The organism is Stenotrophomonas rhizophila (genome assembly GCF_003651185.1).
Taxonomy (GTDB): domain Bacteria; phylum Pseudomonadota; class Gammaproteobacteria; order Xanthomonadales; family Xanthomonadaceae; genus Stenotrophomonas; species Stenotrophomonas maltophilia_Z.
Genome location: NZ_RCDC01000008.1, coordinates 127215 through 144805, shown reverse-complemented (window position 1 = coordinate 144805; position 17591 = coordinate 127215). Strand labels below are relative to the sequence as shown.

Below are 17591 nucleotides of genomic sequence, written 5' to 3'. Positions count from 1 at the left end.
CGGCCTGTTCGGTGACAGCGGCAAGCCGGCAGACCTACCGACCCTGCGCTCCGTGCGCAAGCCCTTGAATGTACAGAAAAACCAGGTGTGACGGGGCGGTGCCGCCCCGTCACCGCCTCAGCGCGCGGCGAGCGCCTGGGCGATCTCGGCCTGGATGGCGCGCGCGGCGGCCTGCGGGTCGCTGGCGAGCCGGATCGGGCGACCGACCACGATCGCATCGGCGCCATCGGCGAACGCCTGGGCCACGCCCACGGTGCGCTTCTGGTCATCCCCGACCGGCCCGCCGGGGCGGATGCCCGGGCAGACGATCGAGAAGCCGGCGCCGGTGGCGGCGCGGATCGGCCCAGCCTCCTGGCCGGAGGCAATGACGCCATCGATGCCGACGGCCTGGGCGGCCAGCGCGCGTTCGACCACCACCTCGACCGGCTCGCGGTCGATGCCCATCTGGGCCAAGTCGCTGCGCCCCATCGAGGTCAGCACGGTCACCGCCAGCAGGCGCATGTCGCTGCCGTTGGCGGCCGCGCAGGCCTCCATCATCGCCGGGTGCCAGCCATGGATGGTGGCGTAGCTCACCGGCCACTGCGAGAGGCGCTTGATCACCGCCGCGGCGGTGGCCGGGATGTCGAAGAACTTCAGATCGACGAACACCCGCTTGTCGCGTGCGGCCAGCGCCTCGAGCACCTCGAAGTACTCGCCGGAGGCCAGCAGTTCCATGCCGATCTTGTAGAACGACACGGCATCACCGAGGCGATCGACCCAGGCCAGCGCGTCGGCGCGGCCGGGCACGTCGAGCGCGAAGATCAGGCGCTCCTCGTCCCGCAGCGGCAGCGGCGCGCGGCTCACGGTGCGTAATCCAGCGCGGCGCGCTTGGCGTCGTGGCGGGCCTGGCGCGACTGGCTGTAATCGTTGTTGAACTGTGCCGGCTCGAAGCCGCCGTAGGTCGGGTTGGGCAGCATCCACCAGCGCTCGCCGAACCAGTCGTGGTACTGCTGCAGCAGCGCATCGCGGCCATCGTTGGTGTTGGCGGTGACTTCCACGAAGTCGCCCAGCTGGTCGCCGAACTGCATCAGCACGCGGTAGTTCTGGCCGGCCAGGCGGCGGCGGCAGTTCTTCTCGCTGCCGGCCTGCTCGCAGCCGTCCACCACGGTGCCCAGGCCGAGGAACACGCTGTCGTCGGCCACCGGCAGGCCCTGCTCGCGCAGGTTGGCCAGGGTGGCGTCCTTGAGATGCACGGCGCGGTTGGAGATGTACAGCAGGGTCACGCCCTTGGCGTTGGCGGCCTTGGCGAAATCGACCACGCCCGGAATCGCCTTGGCCTTCTTTTCGGCCACCCACTGGTCCCAGCTCAGCTCGTCGTATTCCTTGCCATCGCGCACCAGGCGCGCCTGGTAGGGCGAGTTGTCCAGCACGGTTTCGTCCACATCCAGCACCACGGCCGGCTTCAGGCCCTTGGCGGCATTGCCGCGTTCTTCAGGCACCAGCGCGTCCCAGTTGGGTTCCTTGAGGGCCTTGTCCAGGTGATCGGCGGCCGAACGGTAGGTCTGCTCGGTGATCGCCCGGTACTCCTGCGAACGCTGCATCCACAGCACGGCATTGAGGTTGTCGTTGGCGGCCACGGCGGCATCGCCGGTGGCGGCCGGTGCACTGGCCGCGGCAGCGGCGGCTGGCGGGGCGGCATCGGCCGGGGTTTCAGTGCGCTTGCAGGCACTCAGCGCCATAACGGCGCAGGCAAGCACGGACAGGGAAACAGCACTACGACGCATGGCATTCACCGGCAACAGATTCGCGCCAGTTTACCGGCTTGTCCCGCGGCATTCATGCCGCAGGCGGGGCTCGGCTATGCTGCACGCCCCTGAAACACCCCGGAGCGCCCCATGACCGACGACACCCAGACCCCTGCCCTGCCCGTGCTCAGCGCGGCCCAGGCCCGCGCGTTGGGCTGCCTGATCGAGAAGGAGGCGACCACCCCGGACGCCTACCCGCTGACGGTCAACGCCGCCCAGGTGGCGGCCAACCAGAAGACCGCCCGCGAGCCGGTCATGGCCCTGTCGGCCGGCGATGTGCACCACGCGCTGCGCCAGCTGGAGACCCTGGGCCTGGCGCGCCAGCAGTACTCCTCGCGCGCCGAGCGCTACGAACACCGCGCCGGTGCCGCGCTGGACCTGACCCGCCAGCAGCTGGCGATCCTGGGCCTGTTGCTGCTGCGCGGCCCGCAGACCCTCAATGAACTGCTGACCCGCAGCGAGCGCCTGGTCCGCTTCCAGGACGTGGACGAACTGCGCCACCACCTGGAGCGCATGATCCAGCGCGGCATGGCGGTCCAGCTGCCACGCGCCAGCGGCCAGCGCGAAGACCGCTACATGCACCTGCTGGCCGGCCCGGTGGACGTGCAGGCCTTGGCCGAGCAGTACCGGTCGGCGCCGTCCGGTGCCGGCGGCGGCGGTGCCACTCCGGTACTGGAGTCCCGCGTGCAGCAGTTGGAGGCCACCGTGGCCGAGCTGCAGGAACAGCTGGCAGAGCTGCGCGCACAGTTGGGGGGCTGAGAGCAGCCGACCAACGGTCGGCTCTACCCAGTGGTGCTGATTGGCTGGCTTGCGGAGCGCAGCCGAGCGACGGTCGGCTTTACCGTTGGGGGGCCGGCGCGCCCGGCGTGGCAAACAGCAGCACCACTTCTTCGTGTGGCGGCGGCAGCAGCAAGTCGCCGCGATCCTCCATGCCCAGCTTGCGCAGCAGCGCGGCGGAGCGCACGTTGTCCGGCGAGACGATGCCGTACAGATCGGCATGGCCGAGTACATCGCGCGCGTAATGCAGCACCCCGCGCGCGGCTTCCAACGCGTAGCCGTGGCCTTCGTACTGCGACAGCAGTGCATAGCCGATGTCCGGTGCCGGCAGCCCGGCGCGGCGGACCAGACCGGCGTTGCCCAGCCATGCGCCGTCCTCGCGGCGGATCACGGCGTACATGCCAAAGCCATTGAGGGTGTAGCTGCCGAGCACGCGCTCGGCGGTGTAGTCACGCGCCTGCGCCAGGGTGCGTACGCCGCGGTCGGCGATGTTGCGGATGAAACCGGGCTCGTTGAGCAGGGCCAGCATGTCGGCCGCGTCATGGTCGGGGTCGATCAGGCGCAGGTGCAGGCGGTCGGTCTGGATCACGGCGGACATGCGGGTACCGGTGAAGGGTGATAGGCCGATTGTGCCGTAGAGCCACCCATGGGGTGGCTCTACCCGACGATGCTCAGTCGAACAGTGCCTGGATCGCCGCCAGGCCCGCGCTGGCACGCTCTTTCTTGCGCGCGGCATCGGCGACGGGATCTGCACCATCGCGCTGCATTTCCTCGGCCGGTATCTCATCGAAGAAGCGGCTGGGCTTGAGCCGCACGTGCTCGCCGAACTTGCGGGTGAGCTTGCTGTAACTCATCCACAGCTGCACCTTGGCGCGGGTGATGCCCACGTACAGCAGGCGCCGCTCTTCTTGCAGGTTGCCTTCGTCCAGGCTGACCTGGTGCGGCAGCACACCGTCTTCGCAGCCGATGATGAACACGTACGGGAATTCCAGGCCCTTGGAGGCGTGCATGGTCATCATCCGCACCTGGTTGCCGCCGTCGTCCTTGTCGTTGCGTGAAAGCAACGCCAGCTGCGCGGCCAGATCCGCCGTGGAGGCACCCCTCGGGCCGCCTTCGAACCATTGCGCCAGTTCTTCCAGGTTGCCAAGGCGGCGCTGGTAGACAGACTCTTCCTTGCATGCACTGCGCAGGTCCGAGACCAGCCCGGAGTCCTTCACCAGCTTGCGCACCAGATCACCGGAGCTGAGCTTGGGCATCTCCGCGCGCAGGTCGCGCAGGATGTCGGTGAAGCGGCTCAGCCCGTTGGCCGCGCGCGGCGGCAACTGCGAGAGCGCACCGATCGCTTCGGCAGCATGCGCCATCGGCAGATCTTTTTCCGAGGCCAGCTCGGCCAGCTTGGCCAGCGTACCGGCGCCCACTTCGCGCTTGGGCGACTGCACCGCGCGCATGAACGCCGTATCGTCATCCGGGTTCACCAGCAGGCGCAGCCAGGACAGCGTGTCCTTGACCTCCTGCCGTTCCAGGAACGCGGTGCCGCCGGTGATGTGGTACGGCGCACGCACCAGCTGCAGCGCTTTTTCCAGCGGCCGCGACTGGAAATTGCCGCGGAACAGGATGCAGAAATCGCTCCACGGAATCTTCTTGGAGGTGGCCAGGAAGGCGATTTCCGCCGCGACCTTTTCCGCTTCGTGCTCGCTGTTGCGGCACTCCCACACACGGATGCGCTCGCCGTCGGCCTGGTCGCTCCACAGCTTCTTCAGATGCTCGTGCGGGTTGTTGGCGATCAGCGCGTTGGCCGCGCGCAGCACGCGGTTGGAGCAGCGGTAGTTCTGCTCCAGCTTGATGATTTCCAGCGCAGGATAATCGCGCGCCATCTGCTGCAGGTTTTCCGGGTTCGCACCGCGCCAGGCGTAGATCGACTGATCGTCATCGCCCACGCAGGTGAAGTTGCCCTTGCTGCCGGCCAGCTGCTTGAGCAGCCGGTACTGCGCATCGTTGGTGTCCTGGCATTCGTCGACCAGCAGGTAGCCGATGCGTTCGCGCCAGGCGATGGCGATCTCCGGATTCTCTTCCAGCACCTGCACCGGCAGCCGGATCAGGTCATCGAAATCGACCGCGTTGAACGCGGTCAGGCGCAGCTGGTACCGCTCGTAGACGCTGGCCGCTTCCTTCTCGCGCGTGCTGCGCGCCGCGGCCATCGCCTGCTCGGGTGAGAGGCCGGCGTTCTTGGCGCGCGAGATCAGGTTCTTCACGTCCTCGATGTCGTCCGGCTTGGCCCCGTACATCAGGTCCTTCACCTGCGCGGTCGAATCGTCTGCATCGAAGATCGAGAACCCGCGCTTGAGCCCGACGGCCGCATGTTCAATCTGCAGGAACTTCAGCCCCAGCGCGTGGAACGTACAGATCGTCACTTCATCGGCGTCGCCACCGCGCAGGCGCTTGGCCACGCGCTCGCGCATTTCCTTGGCCGATTTGTTGGTGAAGGTGATCGCCGCGATCCGCCGCGCCGGGTAGCGCTTGCTGGCGATCAGCTGGCCGATCTTCTCCACGATCACGCGCGTCTTGCCGCTGCCCGCGCCCGCAAGCACCAGCAGAGGACCTTCGCAGTGCATCACTGCCGCGTGTTGGGGAGGATTGAGACCGTGCATGCCATCTCCAGGGGAGGGGCATTGTACCGGCCTTGCTCGGCCTGCATCGACGCGCGACCGCGCGGAGTTGACGCCTTCACATCAGTGGATCGAACATGGCGCCCATCGACGCAACGGAGGCGACGTGACGTGACTATCAGGAAGGCGTGGCAGATGGGGGGCATGATCGCCGTACTCGTGACCGTTCCGGCATGGGCGCAGTCCAGCCAACCGGATCTGCGCGCCCAGGACGCACAGGAGACCGATGCGTTCCTGGTCAGCCACCCCGACCTGCGCTACCGCAAGCACGGCAAGGAGGCCCAGGCCCGCGGCCGCTTCGAAGACGCACGGCGCTACTACCGCCTCGGTGCCCGCTACGCCGACAAGTTGTCCCAGGCCGCGCTCGCCGAGATGTGGTGGAACGGCCAGGGCGGCGCCCAGGACCGGGCCGTGGCCTATGCGTGGATGGACCTCGCCGCTGAACGCGGGACCGGATTTCTGCTTGGGCTGCGCGAACGCTACTGGGCCGGGCTGGAGCCGGCCGAACAGGCCCGTGCTCTGCAGGTGGGCCCGGCGGTGTACGCCGAGTTCGGGGACAAGGCGGCCCAGCCGCGGCTGGAGCGCGAGTTGCGTCGTGGTCTGCTCAACGTCACCGGCAGCCACACCGGCGCGGTCGGCGGCATGCGCATGGTGGCCCGGGATGCGCGCGGCCTGCGGTTCCTGGAGCCGGATGTGTTCTACCGCGACGAATACTGGCAGCCAGCCCAGTACTGGCAATGGCAGGACCGGCAGTTGGAGGCGGCTGGCCGTGCCATCGGCACCGGTTCGGTCGAAGTTGGCCTGCCGGCCACGGTGCCGGGCCATCAGGACTGAGGCGACAAGGTCATGCCGGGACCGCCGAAGGGATAAAATCCCGGCATGGCCAAGCTCTATTTCTATTATTCGGCGATGAACGCCGGCAAGACCACGACCCTGCTGCAGTCGGCGCACAACTACCGCGAGCGGGGCATGCGCGTGGCCATCCTGACCCCGCGGCTGGACGACCGCGCCGGGCGCGGCGTGGTCGCCTCGCGGATCGGCCTGAAGGCCGACGGGATCGCGTTCCAGCAGGACACCGACCTGCAGCAGCTGATCGCCGAGGACATCGACACGCACGGTCCGCTGGGCTGCGTACTGGTCGATGAAGCGCAGTTCCTGACCCGCAGCCAGGTCTGGCAGCTGAGCGAGGTGGTCGACCAGATGCGCATCCCGGTGCTCTGCTACGGCCTGCGCACCGATTTCCGCGGTGAGCTGTTCGAAGGCAGCCAGTACCTGCTGGCCTGGGCCGATGAGATGCAGGAGATCAAGACGATCTGCCACAGCGGCAAGAAGGCCACGATGACCGTGCGCGTGGACGAGCACGGCCACGCGGTGCAGGACGGCCCGCAGGTGGAGATCGGCGGCAACGAGCGCTACGTGTCGGTGAGCCGCGCGGAGTTCAAGAAGATCACGCGCGGCGAGGGAAGAATCGACCCGGCACAGGTCCCATTGCCGCTTTGATCAATACAACGTGCGCTCCAGCGCACCCTTCGGCGGCGGGCTGTACTGATACAGCCAGGTTTCGGTCAGGGTCTTGCCGCCGCTGCGCAGGTACAGGCGGATATCGATCTGCTCGGTGGTGTCCTCCGGCGGTACCACATCGAACATCGCGCGGTAGCCCTTGATCTCGCGCAGCGGGCGCGCCGAGACGATCTCGGTGCGGCCACGGCTGACCTGGACCACGGCCTCCACTTCACCCTTGTCGATCAACGCGGCCAGCTCGCCGCCTTCGAAATCGACCGCGAAGCGCCACGAGAAGTACTCGCGCTTCTTGCCGATCACCCCACCCAGGCCGGTGCGGCTGGCCACGCAGTGCGCCAGTGGCGTACGCGCCGGCGGCTGCGCGCCCCAGTACAGGCGGTAGCCGAGCAGCAGCTCCTGGCCGGGCTGCGGCTTGGCCTCGGGATTCCAGAACGCCACGATGTTGTCGAAGGTCTCATCCACGGTCGGGATTTCAACCAGCTGCACCGAGCCCTTGCCCCACTGCCCCTTCGGTTCCACCCACAGGCACGGGCGCTTCTCGTAGAAGACGCCGTCGTCCTGGTAGTGATCGAAATTGCGGTCGCGCTGGAGCAGGCCGAAGCCGCGCGGGTTGTTGTCCACGAACATGTTGAAGCGCAGGTGGTACGGGTTGCACAGCGGGCGCCAGATCCATTCACCGGCCCCGGTCCACATCGACAGGCCGTCGGTATCGTGGATCTCCGGGCGCCAGTCCCAGGCCATGCGGCGGTCGTTCTCGCCCACCTGGTACATGCTGGTGCACGGGGCGATGCCGAGCCGCTCGATCGCCTTGCGCGGGTACAGCGCGCAGTCGATGTCCATCAGCAGCACGTCACCGTTGGTGATCGCGAAGCGGTAGGCGCCGGTGGTGCTCGGCGAATCCAGCAGGGCGTACACCACCAGGGTGTTGGAGTCGGCCGCCGGCTGCTCCAGGTAGTAGGCGATGAAATCCGGGAATTCCTCGGGTTTGCCCATGCCGGTATCGATCGCCAGGCCGCGCGCGGACTGGCCGTACTGGCCCTCCTTGCCGACCGCGCGGAAATAGCTGGCACCGAGGAACGCGGCGAAGTCGCGGTCGGTGTCCTTGCGGGTGTTGAGACGGAAGCCGGCAAAGCCCAGGTCAGCCGGCAGATGGCTGCCCTTCAGGCCACTCTTGCCGTAGTCGAACGCCGCGCCGTCGTAGGCCAGTTCCTGCGCCTTGCCGTCGGTCACGTCGAACATCCGCACCGGCGAATGGAAGTACAGGCCGAGGTGGAAGAACTTGGCCTGGTAGCGGCCTGGCTGGTCAGCCCACAAGGCATGGTCCTGGCGGTACTGGATGGACTGGTACTGGTCCCAGTCCAACGCTTCGACCGGACCCGGCAGGGTCCGCTTGTGGCTCTGGTAGGCGGCTTGGGACAGCGCGCGGGCCTGCCCTTTCAGCGAGGCGAAATCGAACGGCTGCGGCTCGCCCAGCCGGCGCAGGCCGACCTGGTTGCCCTGCGCGGCACAGGCCGGCAGTGCAGGCAGGCCGAAGGCGGCCAGGGCCACGGAGGCATTGCGGAGGAAGTCGCGTCGTTGCATGCAGGCAGCGATGGCAAGGGAGGGCCGGCCATCATAGGCACGCAGACGTTAATTCGCCGAGGTGAATGCGGGGCGGCGTTCAGCCAGCGTGCTCACGGGCTGGCCGCGATCTGCGCCGGTGCGCACGCCTCCCGCACCCGGTTCACCTCCTGCAGCAGCTGCCCACCCTGCGGCCACTGCGCCTGCAGTTCCTGCTGCAGCTGCACCAGCGCCTCACGCGCACGCGCCGGTGCGCTCGTGCAGTCCAGCTGCGCCATCGCGGCACGGGCGCGCCAGCGCAGGACGCGGCTGCCCTGATCCGCGGCGTCGCCCACCAGCAACGGGGCCAGCGCGCGGCGTGCCTCCACCGCCTGGCCCATACGGCCCAGGTTCCGGCCCCAGGCCAGTTGCAGCGCGCGCTGCAGCGCCGGGCTGGACGGCCCCGCCCGGCCCACCCGTCGCATCAGCGCCGCCAGCTGCTCGCCCGCCTGATGCGGGTCGCCGAATGCGCTGATTAGTTCGGCCATGCGCCGATCCGCCTGTTGCACCGACGCATCGTCGTCGCCCCGTTGCGCGGCCTGCCACTGCCGTCCCTCGTGCAGGGCAGCCAGCGCCGCCTGCCAGCGCCCCGCCTGGGCCAAGGCTTCGCCCAGGTCATACAGGCCCTGCGGCAGCAGCCCCACGCAGTCGGGTTGCCGCCAGATCGCCACCGCCCGGGCGAAGTCGTCGATCGCCAGGGTGCTGTCACCGCGCTCCAGTGCCGACCTGCCCAGCGCGTGCCAGGTCAGCCCGGTGTCGCGGTGTTGCTCGCCCAAGGCCTGCCGGGTCAGGTGCTGGACCTGCTGCAGCTGGGTGTCGGCCTGCTGCAGATCACCGCGCTGCATCGCCAGCAGGGCACGCAGCCGGCGGATCGACAGGGTTTCCGGGTGATCCGGCCCATACATGCCCACCGCATCGGCGCTGGCGATCTTCAGGGCCCGCTCGGCTGCGTCCAGATCGCCCTGCGCAGCCAGGGTCTCGCCCATGTGCCGGCGCAGCGCGATCAACTGGGGATACCGCACGGTGTCACCGGCCTGCAGCAGCTGCAGCGCTTGCTGGTAGCCGGCCAGTGCCGCCGGGCCGCGGCCATCGTCGCTGTCCAGTGCGGCCAGGTCAGCCAGGCTCTCCGACGTGCCGGGGGTATCGCGCAGTACATCGCGCCGCAGCACCAGGGCCTGTTCGAAGGCGGCGCGGGCGTTGTCGCGGTACCCCAGGAGTTGTTGGCAGCGCCCGAGCTGGGTGTGGTACTCGGCCACGGCGGCCGGCAGCCGCAGGCGATACTCGGCGGCCAGCGCCTGCATAGGGGTGAGGTGCGTCACGCACTCGCGCGAGCGGCCCAGCATGCGCAGCGCACGGCCGCGCTGGGTCACCGCTTCCAGCTGCAGGGTAGGCGGCACCTCGCCGGCCTCCTCCAGCAACGCGCGCTGTCGGTCCAGCGTCTGCAGCGCCAGCTGGTAGTCGCCCATACCGATCCGCAACCGCCCGATCACGCCCTCCAGCTCGGCCAGCGACAGCGGTTGATCGCGCAGTTCGGCCTCGCCACGTTGCTGACCGGTGGCCAGCAGCTGGCGCAGATCGAAGCTGCCATGGCGCACGCTGGCGGCGCGGTCGAACAGGCCCACGGTGAAATCCTGCATGGCCTGCGCACGCGCGATCTCGCGCCGCGCCTGCTGCATCTGCCACAGCGCGGTCAGTGCCAATGCGAGCAGCGCCAGCACCGCCATGGTGCCCAGCGCGACGCCCCAGCGATGCCGGCCCAGGTATTTGCGCAGCCGGTAGCCCACGTGCTGGGGGCGGGCGTGGATCGGGCGGCCCTCGAGGAAGCGACGCAGGTCCTGCGCCAGCGCTTCCACCGAGGCGTAACGCTGCGCAGGCTCCTTCTGCAGGGCCTTGAGCAGGATCGTATCCAGATCGCCACGCAGGCGCCGCGACAGGCGCCTGGCCGCCCCGGCCGGCTCGCCACCGGCGGCGGCCACGCGCGCCATGACGGCCGAGGCGCGCGGTGCCTGCACCTCCAGGATCGAGCGTTCCCACTCGGCATCACTGTGCCGGCGCAGCCGATAGGGCTTTTGCCCGGTGATCACCTCGAACAGCACCACCCCCAGCGAGTACACATCGGTCAGCGTGGAGACCGGCTCGCCGCGCACCTGTTCCGGAGCGGCGTAGTGCAGGGTGAACGCCCGCGCTTCGGTGGGGGGATGCACGGGCGGCTTGCCCTCGTCATCGTCGAGCAGTTTGGCGATGCCGAAGTCCAGCAGCTTCACCTCGCCTTCGGCCGTGACCAGGATGTTGGAGGGCTTGAGGTCACGGTGCACGATCAGGTTGGCATGCGCATGGCTGACCACCGCGCAGACCTGCAGCATCAGCTGCAGACGCCGCTCCAGCGGGAGCGCCAAGCGCTGGCAATACGCGGTGATCGGCTCGCCTTCCACATAGGCCAGCGCAAGATAAGGCTGCCCCTGCAGATCCACGCCGGCATCCAGCAGATGGGCCAGGTTCGGGTGCTGCAGCCGGGCCAGGATCTCGCGCTCGCGGCTGAAGCGCTGGCGCAGGCCGGGATCGGCGTAGCCGCTGCGCAGCAGCTTCAGCGCGACCTGGCGCTCGTACAGGCCATCGGCGCGCTCGGCCAGCCAGACCTCGCCCATGCCGCCCTCGCCGAGAGGCCGGAGCAACCGGTACGGGCCGACCCGTGTGCCCACCCGGCTGTCTTCCGGCGCGGCGGTCCACAACGGCTGGGCGAGGAACTCGTGGCTGTCGCGCTCATGTGCGAGCAGGCGCTCCACATCGTCGGCCAGGCTCGGATCGTCCTCACGCAGGCGCAGCAGCCGCTGCTCTCGCGCCGGTTCGGGCAGTTCCAGCAATTGATCCAGCAGGCAGGACAGCTGCCGCCAGCGTGACGCCTCCATCGGTCCTCTCCCCGGACGATGCGTGGCCTTTCAGGCCTCCCCGACCGAGGCCAGCAGGAACATACGCGCCTTCTGCCAGTCGCGGCGGATGCTGCGCTCCGAGCGTTGGCATAGATCGGCAATCTCCTGCTCGGACAGGCCAGCGAAGTAACGCAGTTCCACCACCTTGGCCAGGTGTGCATCCACCGCATGCAGCTGGGCCAACGCCACATCCAGCGCCAGCAGGTCTTCATCCAGACGCACGCCGCTGCTGCTGTTTTCGGGTAGCTCCACCCGCTTGAGATCACCGCCGCGTTTGCGCGCCAGCCGGTTGCGTGCGTAATCGACCACCACGCTGCGCATTGCCGAGGCGGCGTAGGCGAAGAAATGCGCGCGGTCTTCGAAGCGGGCCGCGCCGCGGGAGCCGAGCAGCTTCAGGTAGGACTCGTGCACCAGCGAGGTGGCATCCAGGGTGCGCCCCTGCTGCCCGGCAAGCTGCCGGCGGGCCATGCTGTGCAGCTCGTGATAGAGCAGGGTCAGGACCCGGTCGAGCGCGGCGCGGTCGCCCGCCCGGGCTGAATCCAGCCACACGGTGATATCCGGTCCTTCGTCCATCGCACACCCCCGCCGGTGACGTTGGGCGGACTATACCGCCGGGCAGGCGACAGGCGCGCGACGATTCAGCGCTGGCAGTGCCCGCACCAGACGCTGGCGCGCTGGCCGATGGTGGCGTGGCGGAGCAGCCGGCCACACTGGCGGCAGGGCTCGCCTTCACGCCCGTAGACCAGCAACTCCTGCTCGAAGTAGCCCGGCGCCCCGTCCGGATTGATGAAATCGCGCAGGGTGGTGCCGCCGCGGGTGATGGCATAGGTCAGGATCTGTTTCACCGCATCGGCCAGGCGCTGGTAGCGCGCGCGGGAGATCTTGCCGGCCTCGCGCAGCGGGTTGATCCCGGCCATGAACAGGCTTTCGGCGGCGTAGATGTTGCCCACCCCGACCACGATACCCTGGTCCATGAGGAAGGTCTTCACCGACGCGCTGCGACCGCGGCTGCGGGCGAACAGATAGTCGCCATCGAAGGCCTCATCCAACGGCTCCGGGCCGAGTCCGGCCAGCAGCGAATGGGTTTCTCCGGCCGGCTGCCAGAGCAGGCTGCCGAAGCGGCGCGGGTCGTTGAAGCGCAGCAGGCGCCCATTGTCCAGGCTGATGTCGACGTGGTCGTGCGCGCGCACCGGGGTGTCGCCGGGCAGCACGCGCAGGCTGCCGGACATGCCCAGGTGCAGCAGTGCGCTGCCCACGGCGGTATCGAGCAACAGGTACTTGGCACGCCGGCGCACGCCTTGGATGGCCTGCCCGGGGAGCAGCGTGCTGATCTCCGGCGGGATCGGCCAGCGCAGGTCGGGCCGGCGCAGGATCACGCCGTGGACGTTGCGGCCTTCCAGGTGCGGGGCCAGGCCGCGGCGGGTGGTTTCTACTTCAGGGAGCTCGGGCATGGGGGAATTCTAAGGGGTCCGCCGATGAACCACGGTGTAGCGCGGGGCGCTGCCTCGCGGCGGTCCGAGCGCGACGCTCAGCGCGGCGGCGCAGCCAACTCGCGCGCACTCAAATACCCGTCGCCATTGGCATCCTGCTTGTGGAACCGCTGGATCAGCGTCTGCCGCTGCTGCTCCCGCGTGATCGGCGGACCTTTGCCACCGGGCAGCTCATCGGCGCTGAGCACGCCATCGCCGTTGCGGTCCATGCGATCGAAGGCGTACAGCAGCCACTGCACGTATTCCTCCACGCTGACCCGGCCGTCGCCGTCGGTGTCCATGCGCTGCAGGTAACTGCCCGTATCAGTGACCTGGGCCTGTGCCGTCGTGCCCAGCACGCCAACGGCCAGGCCCAGACACGCAAAACGCCGCACAAGGCGGCGTTTTGCGGATGCGTTCCCGGTCGGGAAGCGCATCGATCAGTGCGCCGTCAGCGCGTAGCCCTTCAGGCGCGCGGCGTAGTTCTGCAGCGCGGCGATACCACTGGCTTCGGCTTCGTGGCACCACGCCTGGAGCAGCTTCAAGCGCTCGGCGGCGTCGTTGCCGCGCGCTTCCAGCAGGGCCGCCAGACGGGCGCGGTGTTCCACCAGCACGCGGATGCGCGGGCGCTGCTCGACCCAGGTAGTGAGCTGGGCGCGGCAATCCGGCTTGAGCCAGCGGCCGTCGTTGACCAGGCCACGGCGCATGCGGCGCGGCAGCAGCTTGCGCAACTTGGCGCCAGCCATCGCAGCTTCTTCGCGCAGGGCCGGGACGAACACGTTGCGCTGGTAATCCGTCATCGCCTGGAAGCGGTGCGACAGCAGGGCCTTGAGGGTTTCCGCATCCGGCACGGCGATGTTCGGGCGCACGTCCATGCTCGGCGCGACACGCAGCACCTTGGCCAGACGCACCGCCTGCAGGCCGCGGATCACCGCCCAGCCGATGTCGAACTCCCAGCGGCGCATCGAGAAGCGCGCCGAGCTCGGAAAGGCATGGTGATTGTTGTGCAGCTCTTCACCGCCCACCCAGAACGCCCACGGCGTCAGGTTGGTGGAGGTATCGGCAGATTCGAAGTTGCGGTAGCCCCACCAGTGGCCCAGGCCATTGATGACGCCGGCCGCCCAGAACGGGATCCAGGCCATCTGGATCGCCCACAGGGCCACGCCGGGCAGGCCGAACAGCATGCTGTTGATGACCAGCAGTGCGACCGGGCCGAGGTTGGCGTGCGGGGTGTACAGGTGGCGCTCGATCCAGTCATCCGGAGCGCCGCGGCCGTACTGCTCGATATCCGCACGCATCGCGCGGGCCTCGCGGTACAGCTCCACGCCCCGCCAGAAGACCATGCCGATGCCCTTGGTCACCGGGCTGTGCGGGTCTTCATCGGTTTCCACCTTGGCGTGGTGCTTGCGATGGATCGCCACCCACTCCTTGGTGATCATGGAGGTGGTGAGCCAGGTCCAGAACCGGAAGAAGTGCGCGATCACCGGGTGGAAATCCACCCCCCGGTGCGCCTGGCTGCGGTGCAGATACAGGGTCACGGCGAAGATGGTCAGCTGGGTGAACACCAGCAGCACCAGGCCCATGCCCCACCAGCCGAGGCCGACGACACCGCCGGTCAGGAAGTTGAGGAGCGTATCGAACATCGCAGGACTCCGGGCCGCACTCGGCCGTCAAGGAAACAGGGATACCTTCGGACATGATGGGGCCTGACGTTGCAAACTTCATCCCTTCGATGCCATTTTTGCGCAGTCATTCAGTTCTTCCCTTACCTTCGTGAGCATGCCCCCGCATTCATGACAGTCGCAGCCTCGCCGGCGGTGCCGGCCTCCCCCGTCCCCCTGATCGAGCTCGACCGCGCCTGTGTCATCCGCGGCCAGGTCCGGGTCCTGCACGATCTCAGCCTGCGCATCGAACAGGGCCAGCACACCGCCCTGCTTGGCCCCAATGGCTGCGGCAAGTCGTCCTTCATCAAGCTGATCACCCGCGAGCTGTATCCGCTGGCGCACGGTGATGGCACGGTGGCGGTGCGCGTGCTCGGCCAGAACCGCTGGCAGGTGGACCGGCTGCGCTCGCAGCTGGGCATCGTCACCGGGGACCTGAGCAGCAATCTCTCCGACATGCCCGGGCTGACCGTGGAAGAGGCGGTGCTGACCGGCTTCTTCGCCAGCTTCGTGGTGCCGGCCTTCCGCGAGGTGAGCCCGGAGATGCGCGAACGCGCGCGTGAAACCCTGGCCATGACCGGTGCCCTGCCGCTGCTGCAGCGCGGCTATGCCGAACTCTCGGCCGGCGAAACCCGGCGCGTGCTGATCGCCCGGGCGCTGGTGAACCGGCCGCAGGCCCTGCTGCTGGATGAACCCTCCACCGGGCTGGACCTGATCGCCCGCGAGCAGCTGATCGCCACCATGCGCGAGCTCGCCCGCCAAGGCATCACCCTGGTGCTGGTGACCCACCACATCGAGGAGATCATTCCCGAGATCGAACGGGTGGTGATGCTGCGCGGCGGCAAGATCCTCGCTGACGGCCCGCGCGCGGCGCTGCTGCGCGATGCACCGTTATCCGAGCTGTTCGGCGGCCCGATCCGCGTGGTGGATCAGGCCGGCCGGTTGAGCGCGTTCGCGGGTTGAACTCAGAACCTCACCGCCACCGCACGTGATTCGATCGGTGCCATCCGGCTCTGGTCCTGCAGCTGCAGGTCACGCACCTCGAACGGGGCGGCATAGCCGCTCGGCAACGCCGCGCTGGCGAACGGCAGCCGCAGCTCACCCGCCCCTACCGTCGCGAACCACGCCGCACTATGTGCCTGCGCCACTGGCCGCAGCGTCCCGTCCGGGCCGGTGGCATACAGGGTGCCACGCGCCTCATAGCGGCCCGGCGCACCGATCTGCAGCGGCAGGCGCACCTCGCGGCGGCTGGCATCCGCCTCGACCTGGCCCTGGAAGCGCGCCGTCGCCTGCGCCACCGCGAACGCCACCTTGGCATCGCGCTGCACGCCGTCGGCACTGACAAACGCCTGCAGTTCCCACAACCCCTGCGCCGTGCCGATGTCCTGCGGCACCGTCACCTGTGCACGCAGACCGTCTCTGGCGGCGACCAGCGGAACCGGCCAGCTGCGGCCATCGGGCGCCACCAGCAGGGCCTCGCCTACGGCCGGCAGCGGCCGCGGCCGCGCACGGGCGGCCTGCGCCGCTGCCAAGCCACCGTCGTTGACCAGCCGCGCGCTCAGCGCCAGCGTGCCACCGGCCAGCACCCGGTCGCTGCTCGCCTGCAGCTGCAGCGCGATCGGGCTGTTGGGTTCGAGTACCTGCACCACGTAGCGGCCTTGGGCCTGCGTGCTCTGCAGCCGGTAGCTGCCTGCCGCGGAGGTGGCGCCCGTGCGGACCATCGCCGTGCCCGGGCCGACCGACATCCCCGCCGCACGCAGTTGCTGGTCATCGACCACCTTGTCCACCGCCAGCGCACCGGAAGCATCACGCACCTGCCATTGGGTGGTATCCAGCGCACGGGCGCCCTGCACGGGGCTGACCTGGATCACCGCATCGGGCGCGGTCAGCGGCAACGCCAGGCCCTGTTGCAGCGCCGGTGCATCCACCATCTCCCAGTAGCTGCGGCTGCTGGCCATGAAGGTCGGTGCGGGGGTCAGTACCTGGCCTGGATCCAGCGCCCAGGCAAAGCTCAACGGCGCCTGCTCCACCGGTCCGGCCGGCAAGGGCGCACGCTCTACCGCACGTGGCACCTGGTCACTGGCGCGGGCGGCCAGCAGCGGCTGTGCCGCCTGCAGTGGCAGCGCTGCCAGCGCGGCGAGCAGGGCCGCCGCGATCGTCGTCTGTCGCATCATCGGGGGGCTCCTCACAGGGTCAGGTCGTTGCGCAGGATCGTGCCCAGGCCGAAGCACTCGCGCCGGCTCTGGTTGTGGCTGAGTGGCTCGGCGCCTTTGGTGCGCTGCGTGTCGGTGAACCAAGTGGTGCCGGCCGCCTTCTGGCTGCTGCACTCCAGGAAGCCGTCCGAGCAGCTGCTCAACCAGTTCTGGGTGAACTCCAGGCCCACGTTCTGCGCATAGCCACCGCAGTAACTGTTGCTGTCCCACACCGCCGATTCCACATCCGAGCCGACCACCGCGCGGAACGGCCTGGGCAATGCGGGGCGACCGGCCGTGCCGTACAGGTTCTGCGCGTTGTAGGTGGCCATGTGGCCCACCTGCTGCTGGCGCACGGCATCGCTCTTGTAGCCCAGCAGCCAGCCCACCGAGGTTTCGAACATGTTGCCGTTGAGCACCGCGTCGGCCAGCGGCGTACCGGCCGAGGACGGCGCCAGCGCGGTGACCTTGCTCACCGTCTGGATGATCTTCGGATACCGGCTGTCATAGGTGGGGTTGGAGAGGATCCAGCGCACCACGTTGCCGCCGTTGGAATGGGTGATCACCACCAGCCTGGTGATGCCACGGGTGTTGATGAAGCTGGTCAGCTGCCCCGCCAGACAACCGGCCGCTTCGGGCGTCCACATGTACTGCTCGAAATCGCAGTTGATGACGGTGTAGTTGCTGCTGTTGGGCAGCCCGAGGCGCACCGTATCGATGATGCCCGGCTGCCAGTAGTCCGCGCGCGCATCGGTCTGTTTGCCGGTGCCGTGCACGAACGCCACCCCCACTACATCGGCCGCGTGCACCGTGCCGCACGCCAGCATCAGACCCAGGGCCAGACCGCCCCCCCACCTTCCCGCGCTGCTTCGCATCCGCTGTCTCCTTGCAGGTAATCCCCCTGATGACCGGCGCTGCCGCGTTGCCATGGGTGCATGTATCCATGGAGATATGACGAACGATGGCGCCTTCGATGACGCTATGTCGTGCGACCC

At 68.7% G+C, this 17591-nt stretch carries 16 protein-coding genes; 4 read left to right on the top strand and 12 right to left on the bottom strand.

The genetic code is table 11. The features are described 5' to 3' along the window. Positions 1 to 117 precede the first annotated feature (117 nt). Both pyrF and BCL79_RS18480 read right to left on the bottom strand, forming a co-directional pair. Positions 118 to 843 carry an orotidine-5'-phosphate decarboxylase gene (gene pyrF, locus BCL79_RS18485; protein WP_121043884.1) on the bottom strand — a complete coding sequence of 242 codons (726 nt, stop codon included), beginning with the start codon at positions 841 to 843 and terminating at the stop codon, positions 118 to 120. Then, complete coding sequence (locus tag BCL79_RS18480) at positions 840 to 1763, bottom strand: 5'-nucleotidase, lipoprotein e(P4) family (RefSeq protein WP_183073827.1); 924 nt, start codon at positions 1761 to 1763, stop codon at positions 840 to 842. Before BCL79_RS18480 ends, pyrF begins: the two co-directional genes overlap by 4 nt. 111 nt (positions 1764 to 1874) lie before the next feature. Here BCL79_RS18480 and BCL79_RS18475 point away from each other — a divergent pair, with 111 nt between their 5' ends. Continuing rightward, a complete protein-coding gene (locus BCL79_RS18475; RefSeq protein ID WP_121043881.1) occupies positions 1875 to 2543 on the top strand; it encodes a YceH family protein in 669 nt (222 codons plus the stop codon). Positions 2544 to 2622: 79 nt separating this feature from the next. On the opposite strand, the gene BCL79_RS18470 is transcribed toward BCL79_RS18475, so the two are convergent. Both BCL79_RS18470 and BCL79_RS18465 read right to left on the bottom strand, forming a co-directional pair. Continuing rightward, positions 2623 to 3159, bottom strand: coding sequence for a GNAT family N-acetyltransferase (locus BCL79_RS18470; RefSeq protein WP_121043878.1), 537 nt, complete (start codon positions 3157 to 3159; stop codon positions 2623 to 2625). A gap of 73 nt (positions 3160 to 3232) precedes the next feature. Beyond that, on the bottom strand, positions 3233 to 5209 hold the full coding sequence (locus BCL79_RS18465; protein WP_121043875.1) for a UvrD-helicase domain-containing protein: 1977 nt from the start codon (positions 5207 to 5209) through the stop codon (positions 3233 to 3235). A 162-nt stretch (positions 5210 to 5371) separates the two neighbouring features. Here BCL79_RS18465 and BCL79_RS18460 point away from each other — a divergent pair, with 162 nt between their 5' ends. Together BCL79_RS18460 and BCL79_RS18455 are read left to right on the top strand one after the other, a co-directional pair. After that, positions 5372 to 6061 carry a sel1 repeat family protein gene (locus BCL79_RS18460; protein WP_121044039.1) on the top strand — a complete coding sequence of 230 codons (690 nt, stop codon included), beginning with the start codon at positions 5372 to 5374 and terminating at the stop codon, positions 6059 to 6061. Positions 6062 to 6106: 45 nt separating this feature from the next. Beyond that, a complete protein-coding gene (locus BCL79_RS18455; RefSeq protein ID WP_121043872.1) occupies positions 6107 to 6727 on the top strand; it encodes a thymidine kinase in 621 nt (206 codons plus the stop codon). On the opposite strand, the gene BCL79_RS18450 is transcribed toward BCL79_RS18455, so the two are convergent. From BCL79_RS18450 to BCL79_RS18425, 6 genes are all read right to left on the bottom strand, one after another. Beyond that, positions 6728 to 8329 (bottom strand): glucan biosynthesis protein, encoded by a 1602-nt coding sequence (locus BCL79_RS18450; RefSeq protein ID WP_121043869.1) that lies wholly within the window; start codon positions 8327 to 8329, stop codon positions 6728 to 6730. It abuts the gene before it with no gap. A 92-nt stretch (positions 8330 to 8421) separates the two neighbouring features. Continuing rightward, the gene (locus BCL79_RS18445) at positions 8422 to 11253 is read right to left on the bottom strand and encodes a serine/threonine-protein kinase (RefSeq protein WP_121043866.1); all 2832 of its coding nucleotides are present in this window, start codon (positions 11251 to 11253) and stop codon (positions 8422 to 8424) included. A 30-nt stretch (positions 11254 to 11283) separates the two neighbouring features. Further along, positions 11284 to 11847, bottom strand: coding sequence for an ECF-type sigma factor (locus BCL79_RS18440; protein WP_121043863.1), 564 nt, complete (start codon positions 11845 to 11847; stop codon positions 11284 to 11286). A gap of 65 nt (positions 11848 to 11912) precedes the next feature. Continuing rightward, the gene (gene mutM, locus BCL79_RS18435) at positions 11913 to 12725 is read right to left on the bottom strand and encodes a bifunctional DNA-formamidopyrimidine glycosylase/DNA-(apurinic or apyrimidinic site) lyase (protein WP_121043860.1); all 813 of its coding nucleotides are present in this window, start codon (positions 12723 to 12725) and stop codon (positions 11913 to 11915) included. 77 nt (positions 12726 to 12802) lie between these two features. Further along, positions 12803 to 13180: an EF-hand domain-containing protein gene (locus tag BCL79_RS18430; protein ID WP_183073826.1), complete on the bottom strand. Its 378-nt coding sequence runs from the start codon at positions 13178 to 13180 to the stop codon at positions 12803 to 12805. 3 nt (positions 13181 to 13183) lie between these two features. Next, positions 13184 to 14386 carry a DesA family fatty acid desaturase gene (locus tag BCL79_RS18425; protein WP_121043857.1) on the bottom strand — a complete coding sequence of 401 codons (1203 nt, stop codon included), beginning with the start codon at positions 14384 to 14386 and terminating at the stop codon, positions 13184 to 13186. 150 nt (positions 14387 to 14536) lie between these two features. On the opposite strand from BCL79_RS18425, the gene BCL79_RS18420 reads away from it, so the two are divergent. After that, entirely contained in the window at positions 14537 to 15367 is an 831-nt protein-coding gene (locus BCL79_RS18420; protein WP_121043854.1) for an ABC transporter ATP-binding protein, read from the top strand. 2 nt (positions 15368 to 15369) lie between these two features. Here BCL79_RS18420 and BCL79_RS18415 read toward each other — a convergent pair whose 3' ends face one another. Next, entirely contained in the window at positions 15370 to 16578 is a 1209-nt protein-coding gene (locus tag BCL79_RS18415; RefSeq protein ID WP_121043850.1) for a DUF4785 domain-containing protein, read from the bottom strand. A gap of 11 nt (positions 16579 to 16589) precedes the next feature. Continuing rightward, positions 16590 to 17471 (bottom strand): hypothetical protein, encoded by an 882-nt coding sequence (locus BCL79_RS18410; protein ID WP_121043847.1) that lies wholly within the window; start codon positions 17469 to 17471, stop codon positions 16590 to 16592. Positions 17472 to 17591 lie beyond the last annotated feature (120 nt).